The organism is Pedobacter antarcticus (assembly GCF_900103515.1).
Taxonomy (GTDB): domain Bacteria; phylum Bacteroidota; class Bacteroidia; order Sphingobacteriales; family Sphingobacteriaceae; genus Pedobacter; species Pedobacter antarcticus.
Genome location: NZ_FNGZ01000001.1, coordinates 546,443 through 563,363, shown reverse-complemented (window position 1 = coordinate 563,363; position 16,921 = coordinate 546,443). Strand labels below are relative to the sequence as shown.

17 protein-coding genes are annotated in these 16,921 nt (G+C 40.6%); 9 read left to right on the top strand and 8 right to left on the bottom strand.

Going from position 1 to position 16,921, the window contains the following annotated elements:
- Positions 1-2 precede the first annotated feature (2 nt).
- Positions 3-1,463, bottom strand: coding sequence for a cardiolipin synthase (gene cls / locus BLR53_RS02330; protein WP_074586787.1), 1,461 nt, complete (start codon positions 1,461-1,463; stop codon positions 3-5).
- A gap of 124 nt (positions 1,464-1,587) precedes the next feature.
- Here cls and BLR53_RS02325 point away from each other — a divergent pair, with 124 nt between their 5' ends.
- Positions 1,588-1,959, top strand: a complete 372-nt coding sequence (locus tag BLR53_RS02325; protein WP_037443874.1) for a response regulator — start codon at positions 1,588-1,590, stop codon at positions 1,957-1,959.
- On the opposite strand, the gene BLR53_RS02320 is transcribed toward BLR53_RS02325, so the two are convergent.
- The 4 genes from BLR53_RS02320 to BLR53_RS02305 are packed head-to-tail and all read right to left on the bottom strand — an operon-like array spanning position 1,944 to position 6,862.
- Positions 1,944-3,140, bottom strand: a complete 1,197-nt coding sequence (locus BLR53_RS02320) for an aspartate aminotransferase family protein (RefSeq protein WP_074586782.1) — start codon at positions 3,138-3,140, stop codon at positions 1,944-1,946. The genes BLR53_RS02325 and BLR53_RS02320 overlap by 16 nt on opposite strands.
- Positions 3,141-3,189: 49 nt before the next feature.
- Positions 3,190-4,491 carry an NAD(P)/FAD-dependent oxidoreductase gene (locus tag BLR53_RS02315; RefSeq protein WP_074586777.1) on the bottom strand — a complete coding sequence of 434 codons (1,302 nt, stop codon included), beginning with the start codon at positions 4,489-4,491 and terminating at the stop codon, positions 3,190-3,192.
- Positions 4,492-4,507: 16 nt separating this feature from the next.
- Complete coding sequence (locus BLR53_RS02310; protein WP_074586771.1) at positions 4,508-5,638, bottom strand: dipeptide epimerase; 1,131 nt, start codon at positions 5,636-5,638, stop codon at positions 4,508-4,510.
- A gap of 30 nt (positions 5,639-5,668) precedes the next feature.
- On the bottom strand, positions 5,669-6,862 hold the full coding sequence (locus BLR53_RS02305; protein WP_074586769.1) for an anhydro-N-acetylmuramic acid kinase: 1,194 nt from the start codon (positions 6,860-6,862) through the stop codon (positions 5,669-5,671).
- A 507-nt stretch (positions 6,863-7,369) separates the two neighbouring features.
- Here BLR53_RS02305 and BLR53_RS02300 point away from each other — a divergent pair.
- A complete protein-coding gene (locus tag BLR53_RS02300; protein WP_037443882.1) occupies positions 7,370-7,771 on the top strand; it encodes a VOC family protein in 402 nt (133 codons plus the stop codon).
- Positions 7,772-7,796: 25 nt separating this feature from the next.
- Here the strand turns inward: BLR53_RS02300 and map are convergent, their stop codons facing one another.
- Positions 7,797-8,597: a type I methionyl aminopeptidase gene (gene map, locus BLR53_RS02295; protein ID WP_037443884.1), complete on the bottom strand. Its 801-nt coding sequence runs from the start codon at positions 8,595-8,597 to the stop codon at positions 7,797-7,799.
- A 328-nt stretch (positions 8,598-8,925) separates the two neighbouring features.
- Between map and BLR53_RS02290 the strand changes: the two genes are divergently transcribed.
- From BLR53_RS02290 to BLR53_RS02270, 5 genes are all read left to right on the top strand, one after another.
- On the top strand, positions 8,926-10,023 hold the full coding sequence (locus BLR53_RS02290) for an MBL fold metallo-hydrolase (protein ID WP_083331987.1): 1,098 nt from the start codon (positions 8,926-8,928) through the stop codon (positions 10,021-10,023).
- A gap of 12 nt (positions 10,024-10,035) precedes the next feature.
- Positions 10,036-10,830, top strand: a complete 795-nt coding sequence (locus tag BLR53_RS02285) for a helix-turn-helix domain-containing protein (RefSeq protein ID WP_037443886.1) — start codon at positions 10,036-10,038, stop codon at positions 10,828-10,830.
- A 155-nt stretch (positions 10,831-10,985) separates the two neighbouring features.
- Entirely contained in the window at positions 10,986-11,447 is a 462-nt protein-coding gene (locus BLR53_RS02280) for a GNAT family N-acetyltransferase (protein ID WP_143007803.1), read from the top strand.
- Positions 11,448-11,553: 106 nt separating this feature from the next.
- Complete coding sequence (aqpZ, locus tag BLR53_RS02275) at positions 11,554-12,261, top strand: aquaporin Z (protein WP_037443888.1); 708 nt, start codon at positions 11,554-11,556, stop codon at positions 12,259-12,261.
- Between the two features lie 71 nt (positions 12,262-12,332).
- Positions 12,333-13,967, top strand: a complete 1,635-nt coding sequence (locus BLR53_RS02270; RefSeq protein ID WP_074586765.1) for a carboxylesterase/lipase family protein — start codon at positions 12,333-12,335, stop codon at positions 13,965-13,967.
- A gap of 70 nt (positions 13,968-14,037) precedes the next feature.
- Here the strand turns inward: BLR53_RS02270 and BLR53_RS02265 are convergent, their stop codons facing one another.
- Positions 14,038-14,508, bottom strand: coding sequence for a GAF domain-containing protein (locus BLR53_RS02265; RefSeq protein ID WP_074586763.1), 471 nt, complete (start codon positions 14,506-14,508; stop codon positions 14,038-14,040).
- A gap of 112 nt (positions 14,509-14,620) precedes the next feature.
- On the opposite strand from BLR53_RS02265, the gene BLR53_RS02260 reads away from it, so the two are divergent.
- The gene (locus BLR53_RS02260) at positions 14,621-14,872 is read left to right on the top strand and encodes a hypothetical protein (protein WP_037443892.1); all 252 of its coding nucleotides are present in this window, start codon (positions 14,621-14,623) and stop codon (positions 14,870-14,872) included.
- 335 nt (positions 14,873-15,207) lie between these two features.
- A complete protein-coding gene (locus BLR53_RS02255) occupies positions 15,208-15,846 on the top strand; it encodes a hypothetical protein (protein WP_074586760.1) in 639 nt (212 codons plus the stop codon).
- 60 nt (positions 15,847-15,906) lie between these two features.
- Here the strand turns inward: BLR53_RS02255 and nrdF are convergent, their stop codons facing one another.
- On the bottom strand, positions 15,907-16,893 hold the full coding sequence (nrdF, locus tag BLR53_RS02250; protein ID WP_074586757.1) for a class 1b ribonucleoside-diphosphate reductase subunit beta: 987 nt from the start codon (positions 16,891-16,893) through the stop codon (positions 15,907-15,909).
- Positions 16,894-16,921: the final 28 nt, after the last annotated feature.

The window sequence follows — 16,921 nt, the reverse complement described above, 5'->3', positions numbered from 1 at the left end:
TGCTACAATAAGGGTGAAAATAAGCGACATAGTTTTTCGGGCAACTGCTTATATAACGGCCTTTTCTTCCAGTCTGAAGCCTTAATTCTTTCGGCGTCCTCGAGATCCCTTTCGAATACGGTTGTCATTTGTCTGGCGGTCTGCTGGTCATAAATTACAGCATTCACTTCAAAATTCAATTCATAACTCCTGTTATCCATATTTGCAGTTCCTATAACGGACAATTGTTCATCAATAACCATTGTTTTTGCATGGATAAAACCTTTCCTGTACTGGTAAATTTCTACTCCAGCTTCCAGCAGTTCTCCGTAATAGGACCTTGCCGCCGCCGCAACTACAATGGAATCTGACTTCCCTGGTACGAGTATCCTTACTTTTACACCGCTTAGAGACGCAACAATCAACGCATCCAGTAAACTCTCGCCTGGTATAAAATAGGGAGTAGTGATTAAAATTTCCTGCTCGGCCATACCTATTGCCTGGATTTGGGAATATAGAATGGTAGGGTTATCAGAATCTGGTCCGCTTGCAGCGATCTGTACAATGGCTTCGCCATATTTAGTTTCCCAATCACAGAAAAATTCCTCTTGCGGTATGAGCTCTTGTTCAGCACAGAAGTTCCAATCGCATATAAATAAATACTGCAGATAATATGTCCCCGGGCCAGTGATTTTTACATGAGTATCTCTCCAATACAGGTCGTTTGAGCTTTGAGCCAAATTCTGATATCGGTCACTAACATTTATTCCTCCGGTAAAAGCGATACATCCGTCGATAATAATAATTTTTCTGTGGTTCCTGTAATTCAACCGGTTGGCTAGCGCAATAAACAAAATCTTATAAAAAGGGTAAGCCTCCACTCCTGCCGCCCGCAGCTCGGGAACGAGTTTCTTACGTATACTACGACTGCCGAAGTCATCGTATATAAAACGAACCTGTATACCGGCTTTCGCTTTTTCAATTAATACTTCTTTTATCGCATTTCCAATATCGTCATCTTCGAAAATATAATATTCGATATGTATGTGATGTTTAGCATCTTTCATTGCCTGTAAAACAGCCGGGAACTTTTGTTCACCATTTAGCAAAACCTCCACTTTATTATGACCGCTCAGTAAGCTCAATCCATCCTTAAGTAAAAGCCTTGCAAGCTTTTGAAATCTTGCCATTTCGTGTGGAACGGTATCCCAGACTTTTTTCGACTCGAGATACAAGCGCTGTCCGATCATGCGCTGAATACGTTCATCTTTTGTTATCTTTTTACTATAGAGTTTCCGCTTCCGGTAATTTGTACCGATAGAGAAATAAATCACAACGCCGATGACAGGCAGAAATACTGTCAGCATCAGATAAGCGAGCGTTTTAATCGTAGACCGGGTATCGTAAATAATACGCAGGCAGGTTAAAATAATAATAAATGAATAAAAGATTTCAAGTATAAGGATCCAGCGTATGTCCTGCATGAAGTGCAATAAATTAAGATAAAATTAATTGGTTATTCAACAACAATTAGCCCGAACGTTTGTTCTGAAACCATAAAAACCGTTATGGAACGGAATTCATATGCTAAAGCTTTAACCTAATTATATGCAATTAACAAAGAAAATTCTCATTATTGACGATGACCAGGAAATCTTACATGCACTGCAGACCGTACTTGATTTCGTAGACTGGGATCTAAAAGTATTCGCATCCGGGAAGTCCGCACTGGATGAAATCCGCAGAGAAAAACCAGACCTCGTACTTATGGATATTATACTGGATGGCGTAGATGGAAGGCAAATATGCAGAGCAATCAAAGAAGATAGCGCATTGCAGCACATTCCGGTAATTCTGATTAGTGGTGTAACAGGTCAGGAACAAATAAATCATCAGGATTTTGGGCCTGATGACTTCTTGTCAAAACCATTTACTGCTGGAGACCTGATAGATAAGGTTTACTTTCAGTTAGCTTCCTGAAATGAGTCCAGAGCTGTGAGAATTATCTTACAGGCATCCTGAATTTGTTCTTCAGTTATAATTAACGGTGGAGCTATTCTCATTGCAGTTTCGCAGTGCAGGAACCAGTCTATAATTAACCCTTGTCCTGCACAATGCTTACTAATCGCTTCAACTTGCTGAAAATTATCCAGTTGAATACTTAGCATTAGTCCCTTACCCCTAATTTCCTTAATTAAAGGGTGAATTAATAGGGAACGGAATAGCTCGCCTTTTTTGTTTACATCTTTCACTAGATCTTCATTCAGGATCACCTCCAGACTCGCAAGTCCGGCGACACACGACACCGGATGTCCGCCGAATGTAGTGATATGTCCGAGTATCGGATTTTCTTTCAATGCGCCCATTACGTCGCGGTTGGCAATGAACGCACCAATTGGCATTCCGCCACCTAGCGCTTTTGCCAGTAGTAGAATATCTGGTTCAATTCCATAATTCTCGAAAGCAAATAGTTTCCCGGTACGGCCGAATGCAGCCTGAATTTCGTCCATGATCAAGAGCGTTCCAGTTTCGTTGCAACGGGCACGAAGTGCCAGCATATAATCATTGGATGCAACACGAATGCCTGCTTCTCCCTGTACAGTCTCAATAATTACTGCAGCAGTGGTTTCCGTAATTCTATCCAGTTCGCTTGTTTCATTGAAATGAATAAAACTGACGTCAGGCAATAACGGACGATACTTTTGTTTATACTGCTCATTTCCCATTACACTTAAAGCACCATGGGTGCTGCCATGATAACTCTGATAGCAACTAATGATGCCGGTTCTGCTTGTAAAACGTTTAGCTAATTTTAATGCCCCTTCTGTAGCCTCAGCACCCGAATTTACAAAATACACGTTGTTGAGACTTGCAGGTAAAACGCTGATCAGCTTTTCTGCAAACCTAACCATCGGCGACTGTACGTATTCTCCATAAACAGTGAGGTGCAGAAATTTATCCAGCTGTGCTTTAATCGCGTCAATCACATGCGGATGCCGATGCCCGATATTGCTTACTGCAAACCCCGACACCAAATCCATATATCGCTTTCCCTGCGTATCATATAGGTAAATACCAGATGCAGATTCAATTTCCAGCATATTAGGACTGGTTGAGGTCTGTGCATTATTTTTCAGAAAAAGCTCTTTTAGGGTTATCATAATCTTAAATAAACGCGAAAATATTTAAAAAAGGCCCAATTCGTGCTTTTTAAACGTCAATTTTATCTTCTGCAGGTGTTTTATTTGTTTCGTCCATTGGTCTGATAATCATCCGAAGACTCTGATCGCGCGAAAAATACGCGACTGTCCAATTGTAAAGTGTATTCAAACGGTTCCGGTACGAGATTAGTGACAATAAATGAATGAACAACCAGGCAAGCCAGGCGATAAATCCACTCAAATGTAGTTTAGGCTTTGGTAAATCGACCACAGCTTTATTTCTACCAATGATAGCCATACTGCCCTTATCGTGGTAACGGAAAGCGACAGGCGGCTTTCCAGAGAATTTTTTAGCGAAATTTCCGGCCAGATTCAAACCTTGCTGAATAGCTACCTGGGCAACTTGTGGATGCATGTCGGGAAATCCGGGATCGCCAGTCATACCAGAAGTGTCTCCAATTGCGTATACATGATTTAATCCTGCCACCTCATGAAACTCATTTACGATTAAACGTTTTCCTCTTCCATAACTTGCTGCCGGCACCCCTTCAAAGATCATAGCACTTACACCTGCTGCCCAGATCAGGTTCCTGGTTGCAATCTTAGTCCCATCCGAGAAAACGACATGGTCGTCTACATAATCACTAACATGGCTATTGAGAATTACCTTAACTCCTAATTTCGTCAGCGCTTCGTAAGTGTGGGTTTGAGAATCTTTACTCATCGGTTTCAGAAGCGCAGCTCCCCCATCAACCAGATAAATTTCAGCACCTGTATTATTTTTAAATTCCGGATAGTCTTTTCTGACAATTGAGTACCTCATCTCCGCGAACATACCCGAGATCTCCACACCTGTAGGCCCTCCACCTGCAATAACGATGGTTAGGTTTTTACGGATTTCCTCCGGGTCCGTATGAATGGCTGCTTCTTCAAAATTGGTGAGCATTCTGTTCCGCATCTGAATAGCATCGCTCAGCGTTTTCATAGGAATTGCATTCTTGCGGACGTTCTCCATCCCAAAATAATTGGTCTCAGCACCAGTTGCAAAAACAAGGTGATCGTAATCTAGAATCCCATTGCTCAACTCAACCTGTTTCGCTTCGGGGTTTACACGGATAAGTCTGGCATAACGGAAATGCAGATTTCCTTTGCCACGAAAAATTTTCCGGATCGGGTAGCTGATACTGGAAGGTTCCAAAAATGCCGTTGCTACCTGGTATATCAGCGGAGGAAAGAAATTGTAATTGTTCTTATCTACTAGTGTAACCTTAAAATCTTTATGCTTACCCAGTGCTTTTGCCATATTAATTCCGGCAAAGCCACCACCTATAATTACAATATGTTCCTGCATATATCTTTTTATTTTATCAAATCAATTTCAATCCTATCCCTGGAAGCGTACTTAGGGTAACCTTACCATCTTGAATTGTCATGCCTTTAAACACATCATTTCCAATCAGAAGAGCACCATCTAGGTCGGCGTAGTCGGCCATTGGTGCCAACTGTGCTGCCGCAGATATGGCACAGGAGGTTTCAGTCATACAACCAATCATCACTTTCATGCCCAAAGACCGCGCCATAGTAAGCATCTTATGTGCTTCGCGCATTCCTGTAGATTTCATCAGCTTAATATTAATTCCGCTATAAACTTTATATGCCTTCAACACGTCAGGTAAGCGCTGCACAGCCTCGTCGCCAAAGGTTGGTAAGGGACTATTTTCAGTTAACCATGCATTATCATCAATTCGTTCTTTAGGCATACCCTGTTCTATAAATACCACACCTTTTTCTTTTAACCACCCGGCCATATCTAAAGCGAAATTTCTATCTGTCCAGCCCTGATTAATATCGACACAGATTGGCTTATCGGTAACTTCCCGGATAGTTTCTATCATCATTTTATCAGTGTCCCTGCCCAGCTTTACTTTAAGTAATTTATAAGGTTCAGCTTCTTTTACTTTCTGGCGGACTACTTCAGCTGTATCTATTCCTATGGTAAAAGAGGTTACCGGTGTATTTACAGGATTATATCCCCATATTTTATACCAGGGCTGCTGCATTATTTTACCGATCAGATCATGGAGTGCGATATCCACAGAAGCTTTCGCCGCTTTGTTTTCCGGCGCAAGCTGATCTACGTAGTGCAGAATATCCTCCAGCTGAAAAGGATCATCAAATTTCGACAAGTCTACTTTTCCTAAAAATTTAAGCACAGTTTCATGCGACTCACCCAAGTACGGTGGCATTGAGGCTTCTCCATAACCTACAAGTCCTTCATACTCAATTTCAGTGAGGACAACGGGGGTTGTGCTTCTGGAGCTGGTTGCGAGGGTAAATACGTGATTTAACTGGAGTGTATAAGGGCGGAATTTTAATTTCATCTTACCTTTTGCCCCACTGAATGCGGGAAAGGCAATTGCTTGTCCCAGGGTACCCATGGTCAGGGAGGCCGTGCCTAGAATACTGGTGTTTCTTATAAAATCTCTTCTGCTGGTCATTATATTTTTGTTGGTCTAGGTTTAATTAATTTAGTCTGGCAGACTGATCTTGCCCATCGTCACCGCCGGGATACCCGGTCGCGATTTAAAGGCCTGCTGCGGCGCAGCTATACATTCATTCGCAAGTAAAGCAAATAAGACGGCTTCCTTGGCATCGGGATTCAATCCCAACTCCTGGGTGGATTGTAAATTCAGATTTAACCCTTCACTAATCATCTTATTCAGAAGTGGATTGTGCATTCCTCCACCACTTACATAGATCTGATAAGGAATATCACCAGTCAATTGCTGAATAGTTTGTACAATAACTCTGGCAGAGAATGCACATAATGTAGCCATTATATCTGCTGGTGAACATACTGGCTTTCCACATTTTCGAAGCGCGTCTTCCAAATATCTTAGATTAAAATATTCAGGCCCCGTCGTTCTGGGCAGGCCCAGTTTGAAGAACGGATTGGCCATTAATATTTTCAATAATTGCTCGTTTACTGTTCCGGATGATGCAATAATTGCATCCTGATCAAAAGATTTGCCGGGAAACTGGCTCGAAATATACTGGTCCATCATTGTATTTCCTGGTCCGACATCAGTAGAAAAAGCCGTCAAATCGGTTTCGCCGGAAGGCAGCCATGTGAAATTGGAGATGCCTCCTATATTTAGGAGAATCCTGTTTTCTTGCTGATCCGTAAACAAAAGGCTGTCGCCGTAGAAAACCAGTGGAGCTCCTTCCCCACCAGCCGCTATGTGTTTCTGCCTGAAGTCTGAGAGGGTGATTATTCCGGTTTTTACGGCAATATGATCTGCATCACCTATTTGTAATGTTGCGTTCGGAGCGGAATTCTGCAAATGAAAAGATTTCGGAGCGTGAAATATTGTTTGTCCATGACTGGCTATTATATCGACGTCTGTCACCGGGAAGTTCCAGCTTTTCAACGCCTGAAGGACCAACTCTGCCGTATAGGTCCCAATTTCAGCATTTAGCACTGTCAGTTTACAAAGATCGGCTAACGGTTGGAAAGCAATCTCTTTGATTCTGGATCGGAAATCATCTGTGTAAGGGATGGTAGTAAATTCAAGAAGCCGGCAAACGGTACCAGGTCCTGTGCCTTTAAATTGGCATAGCGCAATGTCAAGTCCATCCAGAGAAGTTCCTGACATTAAACCTATTATAGTTCTTGTAGGGGCATTGGCAATGGATGCTAACTTTAAAATCTGGCTCTTCATCTACTCTTGTCGTAAGGTCTAAATATAAGAAATATTAAAAAAATTATTTATCAGACTTATCAGCTTCAAAAAGCATGGATTTGTAATCTTCTGAGTCTCCCGTTTATTTCATTAAAAATAAGCCTTCAAGTATCTTTTAACGAAAATACAAGTCCAGGTTTAGATAGGTACAGGTTCAGAACCTGTGCATACTCCCTTCGTATTTTGTTCGATTTCGATTGAAGGAACAACGAAGGAAGTCCGAAGGAACAGCGAACAAAGTGTGCAGCAAATGTTAACCTGACCAGAGCGAGACTCGATTAACTTTAAATTAAATACAATTTAACCTCATACAACCTGAATTTTAAATAAGCTTACGTACGCCTGACGCAGAATAACGATGAACGGTTAGGGTATTTTTAGAAAAAAAATTGATTAAAAACACCTTTTTAATCAATTTTTTAATAATTTCCGAAATCTTGTCCGGAAGATTCCGAGCAGTTTTTTATTATCAAATTTGATAGGATAATGCACATAAAGGTTAATCTAGATACAATTATACTCTACGTTCAAAACGTCGATACCTTAAAGTCATTCTACACTAGCATCTTTGGCTTTAGTATAGTTGAAGAATTTCATTCCGTATGGGCGCTTCTGGAATCCGGAAATTGTAAGATTGGCCTCCATCAAATTGGAGACGAATATCTTAGCAAAACCAAGGCAGCTTTTAAATTTGACAATAACACAAAGATTGTGTTTGAAATAAATCAGGATGTTCATGAAATCAGGGCATATCTGATTAGTCAGCATGTTCAAATGCGCGAAATCAAAACGTTTGACGGCTATGATTATTGGCTTTGTGATGGAGAAGATCCGGAGGGAAACATGTTTCAGTTGAAACAGGCAAAATTTAATCAGACCCAGAATTAGAATGGGCCTGATTAAATTTAATTATTTAGTAATATGAAGTATTGAGGTTAGCGTTAGCCTTTTCTGCCGCTTCAATAGGCGTGTAATCAGAGAGTACCAATGCCTGACCTTTCTTGATACAAACATCGTGTTCGAAATGAACTGACGGTAAGCCGTCATCGGTGCGGATGGTCCAGCCATCTTCATCTGTATAAATATCTCTTGTTCCCATATTAATCATAGGTTCGATAGCCAGAACAAGATTCTCTTTTAATAGCATACCGGAGCCTTTACGTCCATAATTTGGTAATTGAGGATCTTCGTGCATCGCACTTCCCAGTCCATGACCAACTAGTTCTCTCACTACACCATAACCTTCTTTTTCTGCATGCACCTGAATAGCATTTGAAATATCACCTATTCTCTTCCCTACTGTAGCATATTTTATACCCTCGTATAAGGACTCTTTCGTTACTCTTACCAGTTTAAGTACCTCTGGGGTAATTTCGCCTAATAGAAATGTATAGGCATGATCCCCATGGAAACCATTTTTAAAAACACCTACATCTACTGATACCAGGTCTCCGTCCGTTAATGGAATGTCGTTTGGAAACCCATGTACGACCACATCATTAACTGAGATGCAGCTGTTGAACGGGAAACCATTATAATTCAGAAAGGACGGAATTGCCTTATGATCTGCAATAAACTCCCCGATCAAACGGTCTATCTGCATAGTAGTCATCCCTGTTTTCAAAACTTTGGCTACTTCTGTCAAAGCGGAGCTGACCAGCAATGCACTGATCTGCATCAACTCTATTTCTTCATCTGTTTTATATATAATCATTTGCTGCAAAAATAATAAAAATAATAAAGTACATCATCAGGATCTTTTCCTGAACGACCATAAACCATTATGAGCTTCTCAGGAAAGTATAATTGAGCTTTTCAAGAAAGTAAATCCAAATTAAGATGTGTAGATTTGTTGTGTCTGAAAAATGGATTATTTCCGATAAAGCGCTTCAAAACAGGTTAAAGTAAGTATTCAATGAGCTTTTCAAGAAAGTTGCTAATATTTTTAGCGTCGATTTCAACCTTGAAGAAAGAGGTTAATTGGGAAATAGAACAGTAGAAAAATGAGATACAAAGGTTTTTTTAAGAAAGCATTTAAAACAATGGCAGTAGCAGTTGCAGTAATATTTATATTAGGGATCATCGTATTTCTATATACAATGACTCCGCAGTTTGGACAAAATCCAAAAGGAGAACGATTAACACGGATAATCCAATCGCCGAATTATAGAAATGGAAAATTTCAGAACAAACATCACACCCCTCAATTAACCGAAGGATATGGTTACACAAAAGTCTTGTACGAGTATTTATTTAATAATAGCACGACTATAAAACCTACAGAAAGCATCCCGTCGATCAAAACGGATATAAAAGCTATACCATTGACAGAGAACGTGCTGATCTGGTTTGGACACTCCTCTTATTACATTCAGGTTGACGGTATACGCATATTAGTAGATCCGGTATTCAGCGGCAATGCATCGCCACTTCCTGGCGGCACAAAGGCATTTAAGGGTACCGATATTTACACAGCTTCAGATTTTCCAGAAATAGACTACCTCCTGATTTCCCACGATCATTATGACCATTTTGACTATAAAACACTTGTGGCCTTAAAACCCAAAATAAAGAGTCTCGTCTGTGGATTGGGCGTTGGAGCTCATTTAGAGCGCTGGGGCTATTCGCCTAAGGTAATAATTGAAAAAGATTGGGACGAAACGGTCGAACCTGAGAACGGAATTCTGATACACGTACTTCCTGCAAGGCATTTTTCTGGCAGGGCACTATCTGCCAATAACACTTTATGGGCCTCCTACCTGCTGCAAACCAAGTCACGCCGTATATACATTGGTGGAGATAGCGGATACGATGATCACTTTGCCCGCATAGGAAAATCGTTTGGCCCTATAGACATAGCCATACTTGAGAACGGTCAGTACGACACAGCATGGAAATACATCCATATGCAACCGGAAGAAGTACTTAAAGCTTTTAAAGAGCTGGGCGCAAAAAAATTATTTCCCGTTCATTCGTCTAAATTTGCATTAGGCAACCATGCATGGAATGAACCCCTGGAAAGGATTTCATTATTAGCGCAATCTGAGAACGTACCATTAATGACGCCGGTTATCGGAGAGGTGGTTGAACTGGATAATCCACGTCAGATATTTAAAAAATGGTGGAAAGAAGTTAAATAATTTTTTTGAAGTATGAGCACAGTACAAGATTTATCAGGCATTGTATATTCCTGTTATACAGAAGTTAGCAGAGCTGGAGAACAGTTTATCGAAGAACATGGGTTGTCATACATTGTTTCCGGAAATCTGGAAGCCTTTGACGGTGAAAAAACACATCGATTTAACACTGGAGAGATCATTCTTTATAAAAAGAATACACTGGCAAAATTTGTTAAACAGCCCGCTGAAAATAAACCGTTTGAATCTGTTTCTCTTCTTCTTGACAAGGATATACTCTGGGCCTATAATGAGGCCAGAGGAAGTTATAAAGCGAATCCTAGTAAGGAATTATCTCCATTTTATACAATCCGGCCCGACAAGCTAAGTGTAAACTATTTCAAATCGCTTCATGCTCTTTTTGAAGAAAAAATCCCGGACGAACTGATTACACTTAAAAAGCAGGAAGCTGTTATCTTGTTACTAAGAAGTAACCCTGCACTAAAAGACGTGCTATTTGATTTTAGCATGCCTGGCAAAATAGATCTGGAAGCCTTCATGAATCAGAATTACAAATTCAATGTCCCCTTACCCCGACTAGCTTACCTCACAGGAAGGAGCCTCGCGTCGTTTAAACGTGATTTTGAAAAAACATACCATATGTCACCTAACCGCTGGATGCAAAACAAGAGGCTGCATGAAGCTCATTTCCTCCTCTCCGAGAAAAAGATGAAACCAATAGAAGTGTTTAGTAATGTTGGTTTTGAAACGTTGTCGCACTTCTCCTATGCTTTTAAGCAACAGTTCGGAATCAATCCGTCTGCCATTTGATTTTTTTTGCAAATCAAATAAAACGATTGAAATGTAATATACGTCTGTTAGCAATACAGCTTTTTTCAAGCTGATTCCGAGAATGAAAATTATTTACATCTTAAACTAAATATTAAGATTTTTTATTAAAATAGATACATTTGGCTTTTTAATAGATGAAGAATATGACTTTTACCGAGCTTTGCAAACCTTTCGACTCCTTAACCTTAAAAGAACTATATGCAATCTTACGCCTCAGAAGCGAGGTTTTTGTGCTGGAGCAGGAATGTGTATTTTTAGATGCTGATGAAAAAGATTTCAAATGCCAGCACTTGATGCTTTTTTCAGAGCACAAATTGGTTGCTTACGCAAGGATTGTGCCCCCCGGCGTGTCCTTTCCGGAAGCCTCAATAGGGCGTGTTGTTACGAGTCCGATTGTAAGAGGTAAAAATTTCGGGAAAATCCTTATGCGTCTGGCAATATCAAATTGTGAAAGGCTGCACGGTTTAAGGGATATCCGTATCGGTGCTCAAAGTTACTTACAGCCTTTTTATGAATCTTTTGGATTCATCCAGACTGGAGAGCCATATCTGGAAGATAATATTCCGCATATCGAAATGGTCAAAAAGCTGCCTTAGCACAGTGAAAGCTAATAATGTTAAACAAAAATAAGACGAAAAGATAATTTGTTAAAGAGATGGTATTTTGAGTTATATTTAAAATATATAACTAATTCATATTCAAATGGAAACAAATACCTTTTCTAAATTCTCTGCCGAATTTTTCGGCACGCTGGTACTAGTCCTGATGGGTTGCGGAAGCGCTGTCATTGCTGGCGCCGATGGAACAACAGGTGTTGGCCTGCTAGGCATCTCTTTTGCGTTTGGCTTATCTGTTGTCGCAATGGCCTACGCTATCGGTCATATTTCCGGTTGTCATATTAACCCTGCAATTTCTATTGGAATGGTCATTGCCGGAAGAATGAAAGCTAGCGAGGCTGTAATTTATGTGATCGCCCAGGTTCTGGGTGCCATTGCAGGAGCAGCAATCCTTTACCTGATCGCGAGTGGCAAAGCTGACTACAGCCTTGAAACCGGGGGCCTGGGGCAAAATGGATACGATTCTGGTTCTCCTGGCCATTATAATCTACTTTCCGGCTTCATTGCAGAAGCAGTATTTACATTTATTTTTCTCTTTGTTATTTTCGGCTCCACGTCTACCAAAAATATAAACGGCGGATTTGCCGGCTTATCTATTGGCCTGAGTCTGGTATTAATTCATATCGTAGGTATTAAGGTGACTGGCGTATCTGTAAATCCAGCCAGAAGCATTGGCCCTGCACTTCTTGTAGGTGGTCAGGCGCTCAGCCAGGTGTGGTTGTTTATCTTAGCTCCTGTTATAGGAAGTATTCTTAGTGCATTAGCATGGAGGTTTCTGCTGGAAAGAAAATAATATGTAATTTAGGCTTTAAATACCAAATACTATTAACTCCCTTATTGAGATTCAAAGGAATCACACTCACTATGCGTAAACTACTACTTTTATTAGTCTGTCTGACAGGCTTACACAATGTCGGTTATACCCAATCCGGCGGAACGACAATGGACGGACAAGTCACAATTGAGGCGGGTGAACTTGCCGGGGCAAAAGAAAACTCGGGCATATGGAGCTTCAAGGGTGTACCATTTGCAAAACCACCAGTCGGACAACTCCGGTGGGCACCACCTCAGCCGGCAGATCACTGGGAAGGTGTTAAAAAAGCAAATGCTTTCGGACCGAGCCCAATGCAAAAGGCTGTATTCGGAGATATGCGTTTTCGTTCATCAGGAATGCAGGAAGACTGTCTTTATCTGAATGTGTGGACACCGGCCAGAAGAAAAACTGAAAAACTCCCGGTGCTCGTTTATTTCTATGGCGGCGGTTTTATAGCGGGAGATGGCTCAGAAGCCCGATACGACGGAGAGCAAATGGCCAAACAAGGAATTGTAGTGCTAACTGTAAATTACAGACTCGGCATTTTTGGGTTTTTCGCACACCCTGAACTTAGTAAAGAGTCTACCTATCACGGTTCGGGAAATTACGGTCTGCTTGACCAGCACGCCGCACTTGTTTGGGTTAAAAAAAACATAGCTGCATTTGGTGGTGACCCCAACAAGATTACAATTGCTGGTGAATCTGCAGGTTCTATCGCCGTTTCTGCGCTAATGGCATCTCCATTATCTTCCGGATTAATTGCTGGTGCAATAGGAGAAAGCGGCGGTATGTTTAACCCTACAATCCCCCCGGTTAGTCTTTCTGATGCAGAACAGGCAGGTCTGGAATTTGCAAGAAAAGCACAAACTGATGATCTGGCTGAATTGAGGGATCTTACCGAAACTGAATTACTGGACAAAGCTGCAAACCTGAAGATGCTGTCTTTTCCGCCTACTATCGACGGTTATTTCCTGAAAGAAGCGCCGGCAAAGGTATTCGAAAAAGGCAAGCAAGCCCGGGTGCCATTGTTACTGGGCTGGAATTCTGCAGAGATACCTTATCAATCTATAATGGGTGGTAAAAAACCAGGGCCTGATGAATATACTGAAGTTATCAATTCATTATACGGGGCAAAAGCAAAAGAAGCACTCCGTCTTTACCAAGGGCTAACTACAGATCAGGTTAAACGCGCAGCTACAGATCTGGCAAGTGACAGGTTCATCGTTTACAGTACCTGGAAATGGGCAGATTTACACAGTAAAACCGGCAAGAGAAATGTATACCGCTACATATTTACGCCAACTAAACCACCATTAAGTCGCGCATACAGGTCTCAGCAACCTGGGCTTGCAGGCGGAATGCAGCCTGCTTCTAAAGAGAAACAAACCGAGGAAGAACAGTTAGGCGCCCCACATGCTTTCGAAATTGAGTATGCTTTGGGCAATCTGGCACTTAACCCGGTCTACGAATGGAGAAAGGAAGATTACAGAATCTCACATGACATGCTGCGTTATTTCGCTTCATTCATAAAAACAGGTAATCCGAATACTGGTAGCTTACCGCAGTGGCCTGTCATAAAAGATAATCGTAATGCACAGTACCTTGAAATTGGCGTACAAACAAAGGCTGTTCAGGATAGGCACACAGGACGGTATCTCTTTTTAGATAAAGAATACAACAAATAATGTTTTAATGAAGCAGAGGCTTTCCAATACAGTTTAATACTGTCAATCGGAAAGCCTCTATATTTTAAAGTTAAAGAAATGACATGATTTCTTTCAGATATTTAGCATCAACCTCGTCGAAGTGATTTAGTTCATCGCTATCTGCATCAAGTACACCGATAAGCTTTCCAGCGGCACTCACAGGAATAACTATTTCTGACCTGGACGCAGAACTGCAGGCAATATGTCCTGGGAATGCATCCACGTCCGGCACAATAAGCACTTTATTGTCTGCCCAGGATTGTCCACATACCCCTTTTCCAGATTTAATACGCGTACAGGCAACTGGTCCCTGAAACGGCCCCAGAACCAATTCCCCTTCTGACTCCAGGTAAAAACCAATCCACAACCACCCGAACTGTTCTTTCAGCGCGGCAGCAACGTTTGCTAGATTAGCAATCAGGTTCTCCTCTCCCTCTACCAACGCATGGATCTGCGGGACAAGAGATAAGTATTGTTCTTCTTTATTTGTAGTTTTCAGGATGACCAGATCTTCTGCCATAATTTAATTTTTTAGTATTGACAGCAAATTTAAGTAAATGAAAACAGAACGTTTCAATGCATTTGAAATTACTTAGCTTTGGACTTTTTACAAATCAAGATAAGACAAAACCATGAGAGTTATAGCAGAGCTTCCGCACCCGGATTGTAAGATCACCTTATTTCAAATGAATCAAAAATATATCATAAAGTTTGAACAGGGCAATCTGGAGCAAAGCTATAAATTGGCCGAGCTCGACCTGACAGGTGGCGGTGTAAATGAGGTTTTTCAAATTCTCGATGAAGAATTTATCAAGACAGTAACTGACCGGTTTAAACTCATGAGAGGGGATTTCTCCGCGGCCTACAACAGGCAGCAGTATTAGTTTACATGGAGTTCATAAAAAGCTGTAAAATAAGATTATAACATCATAAACAGAACTTTATTCTGCATATATACTGTTTTTCATAGTCTCATTGTATTACCATAATAACAATCAGTTTATATACACTAGAATAAGTATGTTGAATATCATATAGTTATGATAGATGAACGAATTATATTTTGTGTATAAAAAATCAGAATATTGTTTTGAATTGGGGTAAATCATAAAAAAACAGGAATTCTGATTTCGTGTAAAGTACACCACTAAATTAACAAAATTTGCAATAGGATAAACATAAGTGGCTAGCTGCTGTTGTAAATAAACAAAAATCTAAAATGAAAAATATAACCCGCTCCCTGGCCCTTCTATTGGTAATATGTATCCATCCTGTTATCAGTAAAGCCCAGCAAACTTCTCCCCGGCAAGATAAATTTTATACGATGAGCGGTTTTGGCTTCTCCGTGCCTGTAGGTGAAATTAGTGCAAATGCAAGACCAAAATTCTCCACTTCTGTAGGGGTAAATTTTGGTTTGGGAGATGGTGGTCTATTCCTCTACCCTAAAATAAGCCTTCATGTTTTTGGCTTTGATAATCCGATAAGAGAGATGGAAAATTCTTACTACCTTGAAAAAGGAAGGGCAACTACCTATCTGTTGAATGTCGCTTTAGGGTACCGTAAGATAATCAATAAGTTTGCCTTCTACGGATTCGTAGGCGGTGGCGGTGGGTTTATACTCACGCCGAGAGTCATGGTGGACCAGGAGACAAATATCGCCACATTGAACAATAAAACTAACTATACAGGAATAATTGAGCCGGGAATAGGTGTCGAATACAACCTTGGAGGTGCGAATATGTTTTTCGAAAGTAGTTTTATGCACGGGTTCAGTAAACTCGGCAATCAGGCGTTTAATACGGTTCCTTTGACTATAGGTATTAAACCTAACTTAAGCCGCCTGTTCAATAAGAAATAAAAAAAAACCGTTAAACTGGTGAACCAGTTTAACGGGTAATTATTACATCTGACCAGTAATTCAGATTGCAGGATCAGTATCCATCAGAAAGTCGTCATCATTTAAATAGACAACTTCCATACTTTTCTCGTAATTGGTAGATTTTTTTGAGAAGAAATCGTGCTGCGTAGTTTCTCCGTTTAATCCATTTAAAACTATTGAGTTAACCGATTTAACCTCAAATAGCTCTTCAAATCCAAGATTCATCATAGCCTTATTGGCATTATAACGAACGTATTCCTTTACATCGGCAGTCAATCCCGCTTCTGTGTATAATTCATCCGTATATTTTAACTCATTCTCATAAAGTTCCATCAATAGATTTACCATTTCTTGTTTCGTCTTTTCAGGATTTGGTAGTTTCTTATACAAATCCTGTGCAAGCAACCCTACAAAAACTCCATGGATGGACTCATCTGCAACGATTTTCTTAATAATATCTGCGCTAGCTACCATCTGCCCTTGTCCCGCAAGCCATAGCGGCATAAAGAAGCCGCTGTAGAAGAGAAAAGACTCTAAGAATACTGATGCGGCCAAAGCCATAAATAACGTCTCATCATTCACCTTATCAGCATCCAGCTTTCTATAATACTTATCGATTGTTGCCGCTTTGAATTGCAGTAATTTATTAGACTCCACCCAGTCAAATAACTCATTAATCTCTGCCGTGCTGTTAACGGTAGTGAATATTGTAGAGTATGACTTGGCGTGAATGGCTTCCATCATACACATAAATGAAAGAACTGCTTTGTTCTGCAATCCGTCAATATGATCCAGTAATTTTGGCATACCGGTATGACTTTGCAATGTATCAAGCAATGTAAGGCCGCCTAAAGCTCTTTTGTAAGTCTGCTGTATTTCCGGACTAAGTGATTTCCAGCTATCGATATCTTTAGACGGTATATATTCGGTATCTATCCAGAATTGCCTCAGATTCTGCTCCCAGAAAAGGCCTGCATAGTCGTTCTCCGGGGTGTTCCAGTTGACTGCTTTATAAGAGTTGTGCATATAAAATTATTTCAATACTTTAAAATCA

Excerpts from the sequence above, each read along its gene's own strand:
- BLR53_RS02280 (WP_143007803.1), top strand. The coding sequence starts at position 10,986 with ATGAAGAATATGACTTTTACCGAGCTTTGCAAACCTTTCGACTCCTTA.
- cls (WP_074586787.1), bottom strand. The coding sequence starts at position 1,463 with ATGCAGGACATACGCTGGATCCTTATACTTGAAATCTTTTATTCATTT.
- BLR53_RS02290 (WP_083331987.1), top strand. The coding sequence starts at position 8,926 with ATGGCAGTAGCAGTTGCAGTAATATTTATATTAGGGATCATCGTATTT.
- BLR53_RS02315 (WP_074586777.1), bottom strand. The coding sequence starts at position 4,491 with ATGCAGGAACATATTGTAATTATAGGTGGTGGCTTTGCCGGAATTAAT.
- BLR53_RS02320 (WP_074586782.1), bottom strand. The coding sequence starts at position 3,140 with ATGATAACCCTAAAAGAGCTTTTTCTGAAAAATAATGCACAGACCTCA.
- BLR53_RS02255 (WP_074586760.1), top strand. The coding sequence starts at position 15,208 with ATGAAAAATATAACCCGCTCCCTGGCCCTTCTATTGGTAATATGTATC.
- BLR53_RS02270 (WP_074586765.1), top strand. The coding sequence starts at position 12,333 with ATGCGTAAACTACTACTTTTATTAGTCTGTCTGACAGGCTTACACAAT.
- BLR53_RS02285 (WP_037443886.1), top strand. The coding sequence starts at position 10,036 with ATGAGCACAGTACAAGATTTATCAGGCATTGTATATTCCTGTTATACA.
- BLR53_RS02260 (WP_037443892.1), top strand. The coding sequence starts at position 14,621 with ATGAGAGTTATAGCAGAGCTTCCGCACCCGGATTGTAAGATCACCTTA.
- nrdF (WP_074586757.1), bottom strand. The coding sequence starts at position 16,893 with ATGCACAACTCTTATAAAGCAGTCAACTGGAACACCCCGGAGAACGAC.
- BLR53_RS02325 (WP_037443874.1), top strand. The coding sequence starts at position 1,588 with ATGCAATTAACAAAGAAAATTCTCATTATTGACGATGACCAGGAAATC.
- map (WP_037443884.1), bottom strand. The coding sequence starts at position 8,597 with ATGATTATATATAAAACAGATGAAGAAATAGAGTTGATGCAGATCAGT.
- BLR53_RS02305 (WP_074586769.1), bottom strand. The coding sequence starts at position 6,862 with ATGAAGAGCCAGATTTTAAAGTTAGCATCCATTGCCAATGCCCCTACA.
- aqpZ (WP_037443888.1), top strand. The coding sequence starts at position 11,554 with ATGGAAACAAATACCTTTTCTAAATTCTCTGCCGAATTTTTCGGCACG.
- BLR53_RS02300 (WP_037443882.1), top strand. The coding sequence starts at position 7,370 with ATGCACATAAAGGTTAATCTAGATACAATTATACTCTACGTTCAAAAC.
- BLR53_RS02265 (WP_074586763.1), bottom strand. The coding sequence starts at position 14,508 with ATGGCAGAAGATCTGGTCATCCTGAAAACTACAAATAAAGAAGAACAA.
- BLR53_RS02310 (WP_074586771.1), bottom strand. The coding sequence starts at position 5,638 with ATGACCAGCAGAAGAGATTTTATAAGAAACACCAGTATTCTAGGCACG.